The sequence below is a fragment of the Pseudaquabacterium pictum genome (genome assembly GCF_005403045.1).
Taxonomy (GTDB): domain Bacteria; phylum Pseudomonadota; class Gammaproteobacteria; order Burkholderiales; family Burkholderiaceae_C; genus Pseudaquabacterium; species Pseudaquabacterium pictum.
On sequence record NZ_BJCL01000001.1, the window covers coordinates 148,189 to 164,493 of the forward strand.

The 16,305-nt window shown below is 69.7% G+C and carries 10 protein-coding genes; 5 read left to right on the top strand and 5 right to left on the bottom strand.

All coding sequences use genetic code 11. The features are described 5' to 3' along the window. Nucleotides 1-47: 47 nt before the first annotated feature. Nucleotides 48-1,541: a DNA recombination protein RmuC gene (locus tag FFT10_RS00625; protein WP_137730832.1), complete on the top strand. Its 1,494-nt coding sequence runs from the start codon at nucleotides 48-50 to the stop codon at nucleotides 1,539-1,541. Next, on the top strand, nucleotides 1,538-2,749 hold the full coding sequence (locus FFT10_RS00630; protein WP_137730833.1) for an MFS transporter: 1,212 nt from the start codon (nucleotides 1,538-1,540) through the stop codon (nucleotides 2,747-2,749). Before FFT10_RS00625 ends, FFT10_RS00630 begins: the two co-directional genes overlap by 4 nt. An 11-nt stretch (nucleotides 2,750-2,760) precedes the next feature. Here FFT10_RS00630 and FFT10_RS00635 read toward each other — a convergent pair whose 3' ends face one another. From FFT10_RS00635 to FFT10_RS00655, 5 genes are all read right to left on the bottom strand, one after another. Further along, nucleotides 2,761-3,375 carry a glutaredoxin family protein gene (locus tag FFT10_RS00635; RefSeq protein ID WP_137730834.1) on the bottom strand — a complete coding sequence of 205 codons (615 nt, stop codon included), beginning with the start codon at nucleotides 3,373-3,375 and terminating at the stop codon, nucleotides 2,761-2,763. Nucleotides 3,376-3,500: 125 nt separating this feature from the next. Beyond that, on the bottom strand, nucleotides 3,501-5,537 hold the full coding sequence (locus FFT10_RS00640) for a M3 family metallopeptidase (protein ID WP_137730835.1): 2,037 nt from the start codon (nucleotides 5,535-5,537) through the stop codon (nucleotides 3,501-3,503). A 79-nt stretch (nucleotides 5,538-5,616) separates the two neighbouring features. Next, nucleotides 5,617-6,468, bottom strand: coding sequence for a bifunctional methylenetetrahydrofolate dehydrogenase/methenyltetrahydrofolate cyclohydrolase FolD (gene folD / locus FFT10_RS00645; RefSeq protein ID WP_137730836.1), 852 nt, complete (start codon nucleotides 6,466-6,468; stop codon nucleotides 5,617-5,619). Nucleotides 6,469-6,551: 83 nt separating this feature from the next. After that, nucleotides 6,552-7,193, bottom strand: coding sequence for a response regulator transcription factor (locus FFT10_RS00650; protein ID WP_137730837.1), 642 nt, complete (start codon nucleotides 7,191-7,193; stop codon nucleotides 6,552-6,554). Then, complete coding sequence (locus tag FFT10_RS00655; RefSeq protein ID WP_137730838.1) at nucleotides 7,190-9,799, bottom strand: PAS domain S-box protein; 2,610 nt, start codon at nucleotides 9,797-9,799, stop codon at nucleotides 7,190-7,192. The genes FFT10_RS00650 and FFT10_RS00655 overlap by 4 nt, the downstream gene beginning before the upstream one ends. A gap of 185 nt (nucleotides 9,800-9,984) precedes the next feature. On the opposite strand from FFT10_RS00655, the gene aceE reads away from it, so the two are divergent. From aceE to lpdA, 3 genes are read left to right on the top strand one after another with little or no spacing between them, the layout of a single operon-like run. After that, a complete protein-coding gene (gene aceE / locus FFT10_RS00660; protein WP_137730839.1) occupies nucleotides 9,985-12,711 on the top strand; it encodes a pyruvate dehydrogenase (acetyl-transferring), homodimeric type in 2,727 nt (908 codons plus the stop codon). A gap of 24 nt (nucleotides 12,712-12,735) precedes the next feature. Continuing rightward, nucleotides 12,736-14,409, top strand: a complete 1,674-nt coding sequence (gene aceF, locus FFT10_RS00665) for a dihydrolipoyllysine-residue acetyltransferase (RefSeq protein ID WP_137730840.1) — start codon at nucleotides 12,736-12,738, stop codon at nucleotides 14,407-14,409. 28 nt (nucleotides 14,410-14,437) lie between these two features. Next, on the top strand, nucleotides 14,438-16,207 hold the full coding sequence (gene lpdA / locus FFT10_RS00670; protein WP_137730841.1) for a dihydrolipoyl dehydrogenase: 1,770 nt from the start codon (nucleotides 14,438-14,440) through the stop codon (nucleotides 16,205-16,207). The last annotated feature ends 98 nt before the right edge of the window (nucleotides 16,208-16,305 follow it).

Genomic DNA, 16,305 nt, shown 5'->3' on the forward strand with positions numbered 1-16,305 from the left:
AGGCCCCGTCTGCATGGGCCGTCCGGCCGGCCTGAGACAATGGCGTGATGACGGATTGGGTGCTGCCCGCCCTGCTGGGCCTGGGCCTGTTGAACCTGCTGGGCCTGCTGTGGCTGGCCAGCCGGCGGGTGGACCCGGCAGCGGCCGCCGAGCCGGTGCGCCAGGCGGTGCAGGCCGCCGCCGATGTGCAGCGCCAGCAGGCTGAGCAAGCGGCGCGCGACCTGCGTGCCGAGCTGCAGGACAGTGCCCGCGCCAGCCGCACCGAGCTGCAGGGCACGCTGGCCACCTTCCAGCAGACGTTGCTGGCGCAAAGCGGCGATGTCGCCCGCACCCAGAACGAGCAGATCGACACCTTCCGCACCCAGCTGGCCACCTTGCAGCAGCAGGTGGTGGCGGCGCTGGTCCAGGCCGGCAGCCAGCTGGCCACGCAAGGCCTGGCCGCCCGCGAGGCGCAGGATGGCGCGCTGCAGCGCCTGTCGGCCACGCTGACCGAGCAGCTGAAGGCGCTGAGCGAATCGAATGCCCTGCGCCTGGCCGAGCTGCGCCAGGCGGTGGAGGGCCGCCTCACCCAGCTGCAGCAGGGCAACGAGGCCAAGCTGGAGCAGATGCGCGCCACGGTCGACGAGAAGTTGCACGCCACGCTGGAACAGCGCCTGGGCGAGAGCTTCAAGCAGGTGGCCGAGCGGCTGGAGCAGGTGCACAAGGGCCTGGGCGAGATGCAGACCCTGGCGCGCGATGTCGGCTCGCTCAACCGCGTGCTGACCAATGTGAAGAGCCGCGGCATCTACGGCGAGGTGCAGCTGGCCGGCCTGCTGGAGCAGGTGTTCACCCCCGAGCAGTACGCCGCCAACGTGGCCACGCTGCCGGGCAGCAATGAGCGGGTGGAATTCGCCATCCGCCTGCCCGGCCAGCGCAGCGACGGCGTGCCGCTGTGGCTGCCGATTGACGCCAAGTTCCCGCGCGAGGACTACGAGCGCCTGCTCGACGCCCAGGACCGCGCCGACCCGGTGGCCGCCGAGGCCGCCGGCAAGGGCATCGAGACCCAGCTGAAGCTGGAGGCGCGCACCATCCGCGCCAAGTACATCGCGCCGCCGCACACCACCGATTTCGGCATCCTGTTCGTGCCCACCGAGGGCCTGTATGCCGAGGCGCTGCGCCGCCCCGGCCTGATGGAGGCGCTGCAGCGCGAGCACAAGGTGATGCTGGCCGGCCCCACCACGCTGCTGGCCACACTCAGCAGCCTGCAGATGGGCTTCCGCACGCTGGCGCTGGAAAAGCGCAGCGCCGAGGTCTGGGAGGTGCTGGGCGCGGTGAAGACCGAGTTCGGCAAGTTCGGCGATGTGCTGGCCAAGACGAAGAAGAAGCTGGCCGAGGCCAGCAAGACCATCGACGATGCCGAGGTGCGCACCCGGGCGATGACCCGCCAGCTGCGCGGCGTGGAGCAGCTGCCCGAGCACCGGGCCCAGCAGCTGCTGCCGGGCCTGCTCGCTGACGAGGCTGACAACGGCGCCGACGACGCGGGGAGCAACACCCCCGCATGACCGCACCAGCGCCCATCCCCGCCAGTGCGCCGGCCGGCACCCGGATGCTGGTTCTGCTGATGGTGGGCCAGATCGCGCTGCATGCGGCCATGGCCGGCCAGCGCATGGCCGCCCCGCTGCAGGCGCTGGAAGCCGGCCACAGCGCCTGGACGGTGGGCGTGCTGCTGGCGTTGTTCGCCGCGCTGCCGGTGCTGATCGCGATGCCCGCCGGCCGCATGGCCGACCGCCATGGCTACCACCGGCCGCAGGGGCTGGCGGTGGGCTTGAGCCTGTTCGGCGTGGCCTGTGCGCTGGCGGCCTGCTTCCTGTCGGGCTGGTGGCAGTTCGGTCTGCAGTGTCTGGGCGCGGCGGCCTCGGGCGCCGGCACCAACGTCGGCGTGATCGTGGTGCTGCGCGCCGCCGGCCTGCTGGCCACCGACAGCACCGAGCGCATGCGGGTGTTCAGCTGGCTGGGCATGGCGTTTTCCGGCGCCAATGTGCTGGGGCCGGTGACAGCGGGCTTCCTGATCGACCTGGGCGGCTTTGCGGCGGCGTATGGCGTGCTGCTGGCGATGCCGCTGGTCTCGGTCTGGGTGATGCGCCGGGTGCCGGCGCAGCCGCCAGCCGCTGTCGTCGCCCGGCCGGCCGGCAGCAGCCGCTGGGCGCTGCTGGCCACGCCGGGGCTCAAGCGGCTGCTGTTCATCAACTGGCTGCTGTCGGCCAGCTGGGATGTGCACAGCTTCGCCGTGCCGGTGCTGGGCCATGCCCGCGGCTACAACGCCACCACCATCGGCCTGGTGCTGGGCATCTTCACCGCGGCCGTCACCGTGGTGCGCTTCGTGATCCCGCTGCTGGCCCACCGGCTGCAGGAGGTGACGGTGCTGCGCGCGGCGATGGTGATGACGGCCGGCGTCTTCGCCATCTACCCGTTTGCCGGCACGCCTTGGCTGATGGCCGGCTGCGCCACCCTGCTGGGCCTGGCGCTGGGGGCGGTGCAGCCGATGATCATGAGCACGCTGCACCAGATGACACCGCCCGACCGCCATGGCGAGGCCATCGCCATCCGCTCGATGACCATCAACTTCAGCAGCAGCGTGATGCCGCTGGCCTTCGGCCTGGCCGGCACGGCGCTGGGGCCGGGTGCGCTGTTCTGGCTGATGGGCGCCGCGGTGGGCGGCGGCAGCTGGGCGGTGAACGGGCTGCGGCGGGTGTTCGCGCCGCCGGCCTGAGTGGCGACTGCCTAGAAGCGGATGCCGCCGCTGGCCGGCGCTGGCTCGGCGGGCGCCGGCGCAGCGGCTGCGGGCGGCCGTGCGGCGGGGGCGTCGGGCGCCGGTGCCCGCGCCACCAGCGGCGTGGCCGGCCCGGCCGACCAGCCGCGCGGCAGCTTCGATTCCTTCGGGTAGCCGGCCAGGTCCAGCGTGGACTGCCAGTCGGCATCGAGGAAACCACGCAGTGCCTGGCCGCCGACCGTCAGCGCCGGCACGGTGCGGCCGTTGGTGATGCGCTGCAGCGCGGCGGTGTCGTCGTCGCTGCTGACCAGCCGCTCGGTGAACGGGATGCCGCGCTGCTGCAGCATGGCGCGGCCGCTGTCGCAGGGCGGGCAGTCGGCGCTGGTGTAGAGGGTGACCGGGAAGCGCTCGGCCACGCCGCGCAGCTCCAGCGGCAGCGGCGCCCGGGCAGCGGCCGCGGCGGCCACCGCGGCGCGCAGCGGCTGCACCTGGCCACCGGCCGGCGCGACGACCGGGCGGTCGGTGTAGGTGACCTTGCCATCCGGGCCCACCACCTTGTACTGGGCATGTGCGGGGAAGACCGCAGCAATGGTCAACGCAATGAGAAGTGCAAGTTGCAGGCGCATGGCCTCGAATCTAGCGCATGCCTGCCTGCATGTGGTGGTGGCCAAGCAGACGTCGCGGAACCGGCTCCGCCGGGCCGCTGACGGCGCCCCCCTGGGGGGGAGCGCCACAGGCGCTTCGGGGGGGGTCAGTCCGCCATGCCCTGGTGGCGCAGCAAGGCATCGATGCTGGGCTCGCGGCCGCGGAAGGCCTTGAAGCTGTCCATCGCCGGGCGGCTGCCGCCGGCCTCCAGGATCTCGCGGCGGAAGCGCTGGCCGACCTCGGGGTTGAACACGCCCTGCTCCTCGAAGGCGGCGAAGGCGTCGGCCGACAGCACCTCGGCCCACTTGTAGCTGTAGTAGCCGGCCGAGTAGCCGCCCGCGAAGATGTGCGAGAAGCTGTGCTGGAAGCGGTTGAAGTCCGGCGGCGGGTTGACCGACACCTCGGCACGCACGCCGTCCACCACCGCCTGCACCTGGCCGGGCGCATCGGCCTCGTGGTGCAGGCGCATGTCGATCAGCGCGAACTCGATCTGCCGCAGCGTCTGCAGCCCGCTCTGGAAGTTCTTGGCCGCCAGCATGCGGTCGAACAGGTCGCGCGGCAGCGCCTCGCCGGTGTCGACGTGGGACGTCATCCGCGACAGCACCGCCCATTCCCAGCAGAAGTTCTCCATGAACTGGCTGGGCAGCTCCACCGCATCCCATTCCACGCCAGAGATGCCGGCCACCGCCAGCTCATCGACCTGGGTCAGCATGTGGTGCAGGCCGTGGCCGAACTCATGGAACAGCGTGATCACGTCGTCGTGGGTCAGCAGCGCGGGCTTGTCGCCCACCGGCGCGGCGAAGTTGCACACCAGCTGCGCCACCGGCGTCTGCAGGCCCTGGCCGTCGGGCCGCAGCCAGCGGCCACGCACGCCGTCCATCCAGGCGCCGGGCCGCTTGCCGGGGCGGGCGTAGGGGTCGAGGTAGAACTGGCCGACCAGCTGCGGCGCGGCATCCCCGGTGCCCGGCCGCTCGATGCGGTAGAAGCGCACGCTGGGGTGCCAAACCTCGGCCGTGTCGGGCCGGATGCGCACGTCGAACAGCGTCTCGATGATGTGGAACAGGCCTTCCAGCACCTTGGGTTCGGTGAAGTACTGCTTCACCGCCTGCTCGCTGAAGGCGTAGCGGGCCTCCTTCAGCTTCTCGGACGCGTAGGCATGGTCCCAGGCCTGCAGCGCGGGCAGGCCCAGGTGCTCGGCGGCGAAGGCCTGCAGTTCGGCCAGATCACGCTCGGCATGCGGGCGCGCGCGCTGCGACAGGTCGCGCAGGAAGCCCAGCACCTGCGCGGGCGATTCGGCCATCTTCGGCACCAGCGACAGATCGGCATAGCTGGCCTGGCCCAGCAGCGCGGCCTCTTCCTGGCGCAGCTGCAGCAGTTCGGTCATCAGCGTGGTGTTGTCCTGCGCGGCCGGGCCCAGGTCGCTGGCGCGGGTGGCATAGGCGCGGTAGAGCTGCTCGCGCAGCGCGCGGTCGGTGGCGTACTGCATCACCGGCATGTAGACCGGCATGTGCAGGCTGAGCTTGTGGCCGGTTTCGCCAGCAGCCTGGGCGGCCTCAGCGGTGTGCTGCTGCACGTCGGCCGGCACGCCGTCCATGCGTTCACTGGGAACCGTGAGGCTGTAGCCGTCGGTGGCGTCGAGCACATGCTCGCTGAACTGCTGGGCCACCTCGGCGCTGCGCTCCTGGATGGCGGCAAAGCGCTGGCGGGCATCGCCCTGCAGTTCGGCACCCGACAGCACGAAGTCGCGGATGGCATGGGCCAATGCCTGCTGGCGCGCCGGGTTCAGGTGGCTGCCGCTGGCGGTCAATGCCTTGTACTTGGCATACAGCCGCTCGTCGGCGCCCAGCCGGGTGTGGAACTCGGTCACCCGCGCCAGGTTGGCGTTGTAGGCCTCGCGCAGCGCCGGCGTGTTGGCCACGGCGTTGAGGTGGTTGACCGCCGACCAGGCGCGCGACAAGCGCTCCAGCGGCACGTCCAGCACCGCGGACAGGGCGTCGTAGTCGGCCGGCACCGCATCGCTGACGGCGCGCTCGAGCGCGGCATCCGCGGCCGGCAGCAGCACGTCCAGCGCGGGCGTCAGGTGCTCGGGCTGGATGGCGGCAAATTCAGGCAGCGGAGCGGTGGAGAGCAGGGGGTTGTGCATGGGAGTTGTCCTCGGGCGCCAGCAAGTCTGCTGCCACCACTGTAGTGCGGCCGGGCTGCCCATGTGGGGCCGCGGGCGGTCAACGGGTCACGCGTTCGGCGGATTCGAGCGTGTTGACCAGCAGCATGGTGATGGTCATCGGCCCGACGCCGCCGGGCACCGGGGTGATCCAGCCGGCCACCGGGCTGACGCCGGCGAAGTCCAAATCGCCGCAGAGCTTGCCCTCGTCGTTGCGGTTCATGCCCACGTCGATGACGATGGCGCCGGGTTTCACCATGTCGGCGGTGACGGTGTTGCGCCGGCCCACGGCGGCCACCACCACGTCGGCCTGGCGGGTGTGCAGGCCCAGGTCGGGCGTGCCGCTGTGGCAGATGGTGACGGTGGCATTGGCCTGCAGCAGCAGCAGGGCCATCGGCTTGCCCACGGTGTTGCTGCGGCCGATCACCACCGCATGCTTGCCGCGCAGGTCGACGCCGGTGCTCTCGATCAGCTTCATGCAGCCGTAGGGCGTGCAGGGGCGGAAGCCGGGCAGGCCGGCCATCAGGTCGCCGGCGCTCTGCACCGAGTAGCCGTCCACATCCTTGGCGGTGCTGATGGTCTCGATCACCCGCTGCGGGTTGATGTGCTTCGGCAGCGGCATCTGCACCAGGATGCCGTGGATGGCCGGATCGGCATTCAGTGCCTCGATGCGGGCCAGCAGGTCGGCCTCGGACAGGCTGGCGTCGTACTTCTCCAGCACCGAGTGCAAACCGGCCTCGCCGCAGGCCTTGACCTTGTTGCGCACATAGACGGCCGAGGCCGGGTCCTCGCCCACCAGGATGACGGCCAGGCCGGGCTTGACGCCGCGGGCGGTGAGGGCGGCGGTGCGCCGGGCCACGTCGGCGCGGATCTGCTGCGACAGGGCGGTGCCGTTGATCAATTGGGCGGGCATGGATGCGGTCCTTCAGAAACAACGCAGGCCGCTGGGTGGCAGCGGCCTGGCGGGGGAAACAGGGCTGGCGGCGGTGCCGTGGATCAGGCCTTGGCGGCGCTGCCGGCCGCGCTGTTGGCGCCCAGGGCGATCTTCAGCAGATCGGCCACGGTGTTGGCGTTCAGCTTCTCCATGATGTTGGCGCGGTGCGCCTCCACCGTCTTGATGCTGATGCCCAGGTCGTCGGCGATCTGCTTGTTCAGCCGGCCGGCGACGATGCGCTCGAGCACCTGGGCCTCGCGGGTGGTCAGGCGGCTCAACAGGGCGTCGCGGCTGGCCTGTTCCTGGTGCTGGCTGAAGGCGCTGCGCGCCTGGTCCAGCATGCGCTCGACCAGGCCGATCAGCTCGTCTTCCTTGAAGGGCTTCTCGATGAAGTCCATCGCGCCCTTCTTCATCGTGGTCACGGCCATCGGCACATCGCCATGGCCGGTGATGAAGACCACCGGCAGCGGGCTCTTGCGCTCGAGCAGGCGGTCTTGCAACTCGAGGCCGCTCATCCCGTCCATGCGGATGTCGGCGATCAGGCAGGCCACCTCGCGCGGATCGAAGCGCGACAGGAAGGATTCCGCCGAATCGAAGCACTTGACGCGGTAGTCCTTGCCTTCCAGCAACCACTGCAGGGAGTCACGAACGGCCTCGTCGTCATCAACGACGTAGACCGTGCCCTTCTTGGGAATCAGGCTCATGGGGGGGTTCTGGCTGCTGCCGGTTTGTCGACGGAAGGATCGGCCGGGGCTGCGACGGTTGGCGCTGTGTCATCAGAGGGATGGGACAGCGTTGTCTCCTCGTGCCGCGCGGTGGTTTCGACGGGCAGGGTGAAGGCGAACCGGCACCCTGTCACAACCGTGCCATTGTAGAGGTTTTGCGCTTTGATCCGGCCCCGGTGGCTCTCCACGATCGACCGGCACAGCGACAGGCCGATGCCCATGCCCTCGGCCTTGGTGGAGAAGAAGGCCTCGTACAGCCGGGCGATCACTTCCTCGGGCAGGCCGGGGCCCTGGTCGGTGACGGCGAACTCGATCACGCCGCCCTCGTCGGGCGTGTGGCGGGGGATCACCCGCAGCTCGATGTGGCGGCGCGATGCCGGCATCTTGGCCGAGTCGATGGCCTCGGCGGCGTTCTTCAGCAGATTCAGCAGCACCTGCTCGATCAGGATCGGGTCGCACTGCAGGTCGGGCAGGCGCTGGGCCACGTAGTGGTGGATGGCCACGTTGCGGCGGCGCAGCTCGATGCTGGCCAGTTCCACCGCCTCCTCGACGATGGCCTTGGCCTGGGCGGTCTGGCGCTGCGGCTCGCTCTTCTTTACGAAGGCGCGGATGCGGTGGATGATCTGACCGGCGCGCTCGGCCTGGCGCGCCGTCTTGCCCAGGGCGGCGATCAGTGCGTCGCGGTCGATGGTGTCGGCCTTGACCCGGCTGACCATGCCGTTGCAGTAGTTGGTGATGGCGGTCAGCGGCTGGTTCAGCTCATGGGCCACCGAGCTGGCCATCTCGCCCATGGTGATCAGCCGGCTGCTGACCTGGGCTTTTTCGGCCTGCTGGGCGGCCTGTTCCTCGGCCCGGCGGCGGGCGGTCACGTCGGTGGCGATCAGCATCTGCGCCAGGCGGCCATCGGTCCACTGCAGATAGCGGGCGCGCACGTCGAACCACTTGTCCAGCTGGGCGGCATAGACCTCGCGCGGATTGGCGCCCTGGCCGGCCAGCTCCTGCGTCGGGATGCCGGACAGGCCGTCCTCGTCGTCATGGCCGGTCAGGTCGGTGGGCAGGTTGGGCACGGCACCGCTGGCCAGCAGCGCATGGCCGCGGGCGTCGGCGCCGAACCACAGCCGGTAGCTGCGGTTGGCGAACAGCAGCTCGCCCTGCTGCACGCTGAGCACCGACACCGCCGCCTCCAGGCCTTCCAGCACGGTGGTGAAGCGCTCGTGGCTGGCCGAGAGCTGGTCGCGGATGCGCTTGGCCTCGGTGATGTTGGTCATGCTGGTCATCCAGCCGGTCTGGTGGCCGCGGGCATCGACCAGCGGCGAGACGTACATGCGCGCATCGAACAGCGTGCCGTTCTTGCGCATCACTTTCACCTCGATGCCGCCGGCCGGGCTGCGGCCCTGCAGCTCCTGCTGCAGCAGGCGGCTGTTCTCCTCGATGCGGTCGGGCGGCCAGTAGGGGTAGGGCGGCAGGCGGCCGATCAGCTCATGCTCGGTGAAGCCGGTCATCGCGCAGAAGGCCGGGTTCACGTAGCTGACCCGGCCCTCGATGTCCATCGCCCGCATGCCGGTGAGCATGGAGTTCTCCATCGCCCGGCGGAAGTTGGTCTCCTGCACCAGCGCGCCCTGGATCTGGCCGCGCCGGCGCACATGGCGGAAGGTGCCCAGCAGCATCCACAGCGTCAGCACCGACAGCGCCACCACCATCCAGAACAGGGTGTTGCCGATCAGGCCGACGGAGGTGCGGTAGCCGCTGCCGCGCAGCACCAGGCCGTTGGCGGCAGGCGCCAGCGGCACGTCGTGCAGGATCGCGGCGCGCTGCTGCGCCTCGCCGGGCATCTGCAGCACGCTGCTGGCGATGACCTGCTCGCGGTCGTCGACCACCGCCACCGCGTGGCGGCGGGTCACCTCGGTGGGCACGAAGTGGCGCAGCAGCACGTCGATGCTGTAGTCGGCCACCAGGGCGCCGTTGAACTGGCCGCGGGCCAGCATCGGCACATGCACCTGGAACACCAGGCCGCCGTGGCGGTCCTTGAAGGCGCGGCTGTAGATCGGCTGGCGCAGGTCGCGCGCGGCGATGAAGGCCCATTCCGATTCGGTGCGTCCCGGCGCCTTCAGTGCCTGCGGCGCATCGGCGGCGGTTTGTTCCTCGCGGTCGGCCTGGGCGGAATGGCGGGCGCGGGTGCTCTGGTCGGCGGCCAGCCAGAGGAACTGGGTGATCTCCGGCCGGTCGTTCATGAAGGCGGCGGCCTGGGGCGTGAACTCGCTGGCGTCCAGTTCGCGGGTGACCAGCTCGCGCGCCATGCGCACCAGCTGTTCCTGGTTCTCGATCAGCCGCAGGCGGATCTGCTGCTGGGCGATCTCGGTGTCGCGCTTGACCGATTCGGTCTCGCGGTCGAACTCCTCGTTGCGCAGGTACCAGAAGGCCGAAATGATCGCCGCCAGGAACAGCAGCACGCTGGCCAGCGGGCCCAGGGTGGCGAAGCGGTCCTGCCGGGCCGGCGACTGCCGGCGCCACCAGCGGCCCAGCAGGCGGCGCTGGCCCTGGGCGCCGGAAAGCTGGTTGGGCGGAGTGGGCGGCGGCGCAGGCATGGGCGGGATTATCCCGAGCGCGCGGGCACCCGGGCTCACGCACGCTGCACACCGGTTGCGCGTTGTGGTTTGCCACAATACGAAATCAACTCGCACGATTTGAAAATGGTCGGGCTTTGTGCAACACTGCGCGCCGTTCGAGACCGCCACCGACCCACCACAGCCCCGGAACGAGGAGACAAGCGATGTCCGCCATCCCCAACAACCCGAGCGCCTCCAGCGCCCTGGACACCGACGCCCAGGAAACCCGTGAATGGCTGGAGGCGCTGGACGCCGTCATCAGCGCCGAGGGCCCGGAGCGTGCCCACTTCCTGCTGGAAAAGCTGATCGAGGAAGCCCGCCACAACGGCATCGACCGGCCGTTCTCGGCCACCACGCCCTACATCAACACCATCGAGCCGGTGGACGAGGAGCGCAGCCCCGGCAACCTGGAGATCGAGGGCCGGCTGCGCGCCTACATGCGCTGGAACGCGATGGCCATGGTCGTCAAGGCCAACCGGCATGACCCGGCCGACGGTGGCGACCTGGGCGGCCACATCAGCTCGTTCCAGTCGGTGGCGCACCTGTTCGCCGCTGGCTTCAACCACTTCTGGCATGCCGACGACACCGACAAGGGCGGCAGCCACGGCGGTGACCTGCTCTACATCCAGGGCCACAGCGCGCCCGGCATCTATGCCCGCGCCTTCATGGAAGGCCGGTTGAGCGAGGAGCAGCTGCTGAACTTCCGCCAGGAAGTCGACGGCAAGGGCCTGTCGAGCTATCCGCACCCCAAGCTGATGCCGGAGTTCTGGCAGTTCCCCACCGTCAGCATGGGCCTGGGGCCGATCATGGCCATCTACCAGGCGCGCTTCCTGAAGTACCTGCATGCCCGCGGCATCGCCGACACCGCCAAGCGCAAGGTGTGGGTGTTCTGCGGCGACGGCGAGATGGACGAGCCCGAGAGCCTGGGAGCGATCGGCCTGGCCGCGCGCGAGAAGCTGGACAACCTGGTCTTCGTCGTCAACTGCAACCTGCAGCGGCTGGACGGCCCAGTGCGTGGCAACGGCAAGATCATCCAGGAGCTGGAGGGCGAGTTCCGCGGCTCGGGCTGGAACGTGATCAAGCTGCTGTGGGGCAAGCAGTGGGACGAGCTGCTGGCGCGCGACAAGGACGGCGCGCTGCGCAAGATCATGCTCGACACGCTGGACGGCGACTACCAGGCCTTCAAGGCCAATGACGGCGCCTTCGTGCGCAAGCACTTCTTCGGTCGTGATCCGCGCACGCTGGAGATGGTGGCCAAGATGAGCGACGAGCAGGTGTGGAACCTGCGCCGCGGCGGCCACGATGCCAGCAAGGTGTACGCCGCCTTCCATGCCGCCAACAACAACACCCAGGGCCAGCCCACGGTGCTGCTGGTCAAGACGGTCAAGGGCTACGGCATGGGCCGCGCCGGCGAAGGCAAGAACACCGCCCACCAGACCAAGAAGCTGACGGACGACGACATCCGCTACTTCCGCGACCGCTTCAACATCCCCATCCCCGACAGCGAGCTGCCGAAGATCCCGTTCTACAAGCCGGCCGACGACACGCCGGAGATGAAGTACCTGCACGAGCGCCGGCAGAAGCTGGGCGGCTACCTGCCGCACCGCCGCGCCAAGGCCGACGAGAGCTTCACCGTGCCCTCGCTCGACACCTTCAAGGCCGTGCTCGACGCCACGCCGGACGGCCGCGAGATCAGCACCACCCAAGCCTATGTGCGCTTCCTGACCCAGCTGCTGCGCGACAAGGCGCTGGGCCCGCGCGTGGTGCCCATCCTGGTGGACGAGGCCCGCACCTTTGGCATGGAAGGCCTGTTCCGCCAGATCGGCATCTACAACCCGCTGGGCCAGAACTACACGCCGGTCGACAAGGACCAGGTGATGTACTACCGCGAGGCCACCGACGGCCAGATCCTGCAGGAAGGCATCAACGAGGCCGGCGGCATGTGCAGCTGGATCGCCGCGGCCACGAGCTACAGCACGAACAACCGCATCATGGTGCCGTTCTACGTCTACTACTCGATGTTCGGCTTCCAGCGCATCGGCGACCTGGCCTGGGCCGCCGGCGACATGCAGGCGCGGGGCTTCCTGCTGGGCGGCACCAGCGGCCGCACCACGCTGAACGGCGAAGGCCTGCAGCACGAGGACGGCCACAGCCACATCCTGGCCGGCACCATCCCGAACTGCATCTCCTATGACCCGACCTATGCGCACGAGGTGGGCGTGATCATCCACCACGGCCTGAAGCGCATGGTGGAGAAGCAGGAGAACGTCTACTACTACATCACCCTGCTCAACGAGAACTACCCGATGCCCGGCCTCAAGCCCGGCACCGAGGAACAGATCATCAAGGGCATGTACCTGCTGGAGGACGCGCCCGCCGCGGCCGGCCAGCCGGTGGTGAACCTGATGGGCTCGGGCACCATCCTGCGTGAGTCGATCGCCGCCCGCCAGCTGCTGGCGGTGGACTGGGGCGTGGCCGCCAAGGTCTGGAGCTGCCCCAGCTTCAACGAGCTGGCCCGCGACGGCCAGGACTGCGAGCGCTGGAACCTGCTGCACCCGACCGAGACGCCGCGCGTGCCGTTCGTGGCCCAGCAGCTGGCCGGCCATGCCGGCCCGGTGATCTGCTCGACCGACTACATCAAGGTCTACGGCGAGCAGATCCGCGCCTACATCCCCCAGGGCACCACCTACAAGGTGCTGGGCACCGACGGCTTCGGCCGCAGCGATTTCCGCAGCAAGCTGCGTGAGCACTTCGAGGTGAACCGCCACTACATCGTGGTGGCTGCGCTCAAGACGCTGGCCGACGAGGGCAAGCTGCCCGCCGCCAAGGTGGCCGACGCGATCAGGAAGTACGGCCTGAACGCCGACAAGATCAACCCGCTGTACGCCTGACGCACCATCCACGGAGACAAGAACATGGCATTGGTCAACGTCAAGGTCCCGGACATCGGCGACTTCAAGGATGTGGCGGTCATCGAGCTGATGGTGAAGGTGGGTGACACCATCACCGTCGATCAGAGCCTGGTGACGGTGGAGAGCGACAAGGCATCGATGGAGATCCCGTCGAGCCACGCCGGCGTCGTCAAGGAGATCAAGGTCGCCATCGGCGACACGGTGAACGAGGGGTCGCTGCTGGTGGTGGTGGAGGCAGCCGGCGAGGCTGCCGCCGCACCGGCACCGGCTGCGGCGGCGCCTGCCGCAGCGGCCCCGGTGGCCGCCGCGCCGGCGCCCGCAGCGCCGGCCGCCCCGGCGGCCACCGGCCTGATCGAGGTGCGTGTGCCCGACATCGGCGACTTCGCCGAGGTGGCCGTCATCGAGGTGATGGTCAAGCCCGGCGATGCGATCAAGGTCGAGCAGAGCCTGATCACGGTGGAGAGCGACAAGGCCTCGATGGAGATCCCGTCGTCGCATGCCGGCGTGGTGAAGGAGGTGAAGGTCCAGCTCCGCGACAAGGTGGCGATGGGCTCGCTGGTCGTGGTGCTGGAAGGCGCGGTGGGCGCTGCTGCGGTGCCAATGGCTGCCCCGGCACCCGCACCTGCCGCACCGTCGGCCGCGCCTGCCGCAGCCGCGGCCCCGGCGCCCGCCCCCGTGGCGGCGCCTGGCCCGGCCGCGCTGCCGGCGCACGAGCCGACAGTGGCCAAGGCCGGCCTGCCGCATGCCTCGCCCACCATCCGCCGCCTGGCGCGCGAGCTGGGCGTGCCGCTGGCCGAGGTGGCCGGCTCCGGCCCGAAGGGCCGCATCCTGCAGGCCGACGTGCAGGGCTTCGTCAAGCAGGTGATGGCTGGCGCGGTGCAGACCGCGGCGCAGAAGGCCAAGGCGCCGGCGCCGGCTGCCGCGGCCGGCGGTGGCGGCGGTGGCCTGGACCTGCTGCCCTGGCCCAAGGTCGACTTCAGCAAGTTCGGCCCCGTCGAACGCAAGGACCTGTCGCGCATCCAGAAGATCAGCGGCGCCAACCTGCACCGCAACTGGGTGGTGATCCCGCATGTCACCAACCACGACGATGCCGACATCACCGAGCTGGAGGCCTTCCGCGTCCAGCTGAACAAGGAGAACGAGAAGTCGGGCATCAAGGTCACGATGCTGGCCTTCATGATCAAGGCCGCGGTGGCGGCGCTGAAGAAGTTCCCGCAGTTCAACGCCAGCCTGGACGGTGACCAGCTGGTGCTGAAGAACTACTTCCACATCGGCTTCGCCGCCGACACGCCCAACGGCCTGGTGGTGCCGGTGATCAAGGATGCCGACAAGAAGGGCATCTTCCAGATCGGCACCGAGATGGGCGAGCTGGCCAAGAAGGCCCGCGACGGCAAGCTGGCCCCGGCCGACATGTCGGGCGGCTGCTTCTCGATCAGCAGCCTGGGCGGCATCGGCGGGCGCTACTTCACGCCGATCATCAACGCGCCCGAGGTGGCCATCATGGGCGTGTGCAAGAGCAGCATGGAGCCGCGCTGGGATGGCAAGCAGTTCGCCCCACGCCTGATCCTGCCGCTGAGCCTGAGCTGGGACCACCGGGTGATCGATGGCGCCGCCGCCGCACGCTTCAACGTCTACTTTGCCAGCCTGCTGGCCGACTTCCGCCGCATCGTGCTGTGACGGACGCCGCAACCCACAGGAGACAGACATGGCAGTGATCGACGTGCTGGTGCCCGACATCGGCGATTTCAAGGACGTGGCGGTGATCGAGCTGCTGGTGAAGCCCGGCGACACCATCGCGGTGGACCAGAGCCTGGTCACGGTGGAGAGCGACAAGGCTTCGATGGAGATCCCCTCCAGCCATGCCGGCGTGGTGAAGGAGCTGAAGCTCGCCATCGGTGACAAGGTCAACCAGGGCAGCCTGGTGCTGACGCTGGAGGCCGCCGGTGCCGCTGCGGCGGCGCCAGCAGCCGCAGCACCGGCGCCCGCCGCCGCACCGGCGGCGACTGCGGCGCCCGCGCCGCAGGCGGCCAGCTACGCCGGCGGCGCCGACCTGGAATGCGACCTGCTGGTGCTGGGTGCCGGCCCGGGCGGCTATTCCGCCGCCTTCCGTGGCGCCGACCTGGGCCTGAAGACGGTGCTGGTCGAGCGCTTCCCCACGCTGGGCGGCGTCTGCCTGAACGTGGGCTGCATCCCGTCGAAGGCGCTGCTGCACGTGGCCGCGGTGATGGACGAGGTCAAGCACTTTGCCGATCTGGGCGTGGAGTTCGCTGCGCCGAAGGTGGACTTGTCCAAGCTGCTGGCCCACAAGAACAAGGTGGTGGGCAAGCTCACCGGCGGCCTGGCTGCGATGGCCAAGATGCGCAAGGTGACGGTGGTGCAGGGCGATGGCCGCTTTGCCGACCCGCACCACCTGGCCGTCACCATGGCCGACGGCAAGACCCAGACGATCAAGTTCAAGCAGGCGATCATCGCCGCCGGGTCCGAGGCGGTGAAGCTGCCCTTCCTGCCACAGGACGACCGCATCGTCACCAGCACCGGCGCGCTGCAGCTGCGCCAGCAGCCGAAGTCGATGCTGGTGATCGGCGGCGGCATCATCGGCCTGGAGATGGGCACGGTCTATTCCACGTTGGGCGCCCGGCTCGATGTGGTGGAGATGCTCGACGGCCTGATGCAGGGCGCCGACCGCGATCTGGTCAAGGTGTGGCAGAAGATGAACGCCCACCGCTTCGACAAGCTGATGCTCAAGACCAAGACGGTGGGTGCCGAGGCCACGGCCGACGGCATCCGGGTGCTGTTCGAGGGCCTGGACGGCACGAAGAGCGAGGGTGTGTACGACCTGGTGCTGCAGGCCGTGGGCCGCACGCCCAACGGCAAGAAGATCGGCGCCGACGCCGCCGGCGTGGTCGTCGGCGACCGCGGCTTCATCCCTGTGGACGTGCAGATGCGCACCAACGTGCCGCACATCTTCGCCATCGGCGACATCGTCGGCCAGCCGATGCTGGCGCACAAGGCGGTGCACGAGGCCCATGTGGCGGCCGAGGTGGCGGCCGGTGACACCAAGGCGCAGTTCGACGCCCGCGTCATCCCCAGCGTGGCCTACACCGACCCCGAGGTGGCCTGGGTGGGCCTGACCGAGGACGAGGCCAAGGCCCAGGGCATCCGGGTCAAGAAGGGCCTGTTCCCGTGGTCGGCCAGCGGCCGGGCGATTGCCAACGGCCGCGACGAAGGCTTCACCAAGCTGCTGTTCGACGACAGCCCCGAGGCCCACGGCCACGGCCGCATCCTGGGCGGCGGCATCGTCGGGACGCACGCCGGCGACATGATCGGCGAGGTGGCCCTGGCCATCGAGATGGGCGCCGACGCCGTCGACATCGGCAAGACCATCCACCCGCATCCCACGCTGGGCGAAAGCATCGGCATGGCGGCGGAAGTGGCCCACGGCAGCTGCACCGACCTGCCGCCGGCGCGCAAGTAGCCGCGGCGCGCGGCGGGTCAAGTTCGGCCGGCGCGGGCCGACAACAACGTCAGAGGGTGATCCAGCGGCCTGCGCGGGTGGCAGGCGGCTGGGTGCTC

Excerpts from the sequence above, each read along its gene's own strand:
- FFT10_RS00635 (WP_137730834.1), bottom strand. The coding sequence starts at position 3,375 with ATGCGCCTGCAACTTGCACTTCTCATTGCGTTGACCATTGCTGCGGTC.
- aceE (WP_137730839.1), top strand. The coding sequence starts at position 9,985 with ATGTCCGCCATCCCCAACAACCCGAGCGCCTCCAGCGCCCTGGACACC.
- FFT10_RS00625 (WP_137730832.1), top strand. The coding sequence starts at position 48 with ATGACGGATTGGGTGCTGCCCGCCCTGCTGGGCCTGGGCCTGTTGAAC.
- FFT10_RS00630 (WP_137730833.1), top strand. The coding sequence starts at position 1,538 with ATGACCGCACCAGCGCCCATCCCCGCCAGTGCGCCGGCCGGCACCCGG.
- aceF (WP_137730840.1), top strand. The coding sequence starts at position 12,736 with ATGGCATTGGTCAACGTCAAGGTCCCGGACATCGGCGACTTCAAGGAT.
- folD (WP_137730836.1), bottom strand. The coding sequence starts at position 6,468 with ATGCCCGCCCAATTGATCAACGGCACCGCCCTGTCGCAGCAGATCCGC.
- FFT10_RS00650 (WP_137730837.1), bottom strand. The coding sequence starts at position 7,193 with ATGAGCCTGATTCCCAAGAAGGGCACGGTCTACGTCGTTGATGACGAC.
- FFT10_RS00640 (WP_137730835.1), bottom strand. The coding sequence starts at position 5,537 with ATGCACAACCCCCTGCTCTCCACCGCTCCGCTGCCTGAATTTGCCGCC.
- FFT10_RS00655 (WP_137730838.1), bottom strand. The coding sequence starts at position 9,799 with ATGCCTGCGCCGCCGCCCACTCCGCCCAACCAGCTTTCCGGCGCCCAG.
- lpdA (WP_137730841.1), top strand. The coding sequence starts at position 14,438 with ATGGCAGTGATCGACGTGCTGGTGCCCGACATCGGCGATTTCAAGGAC.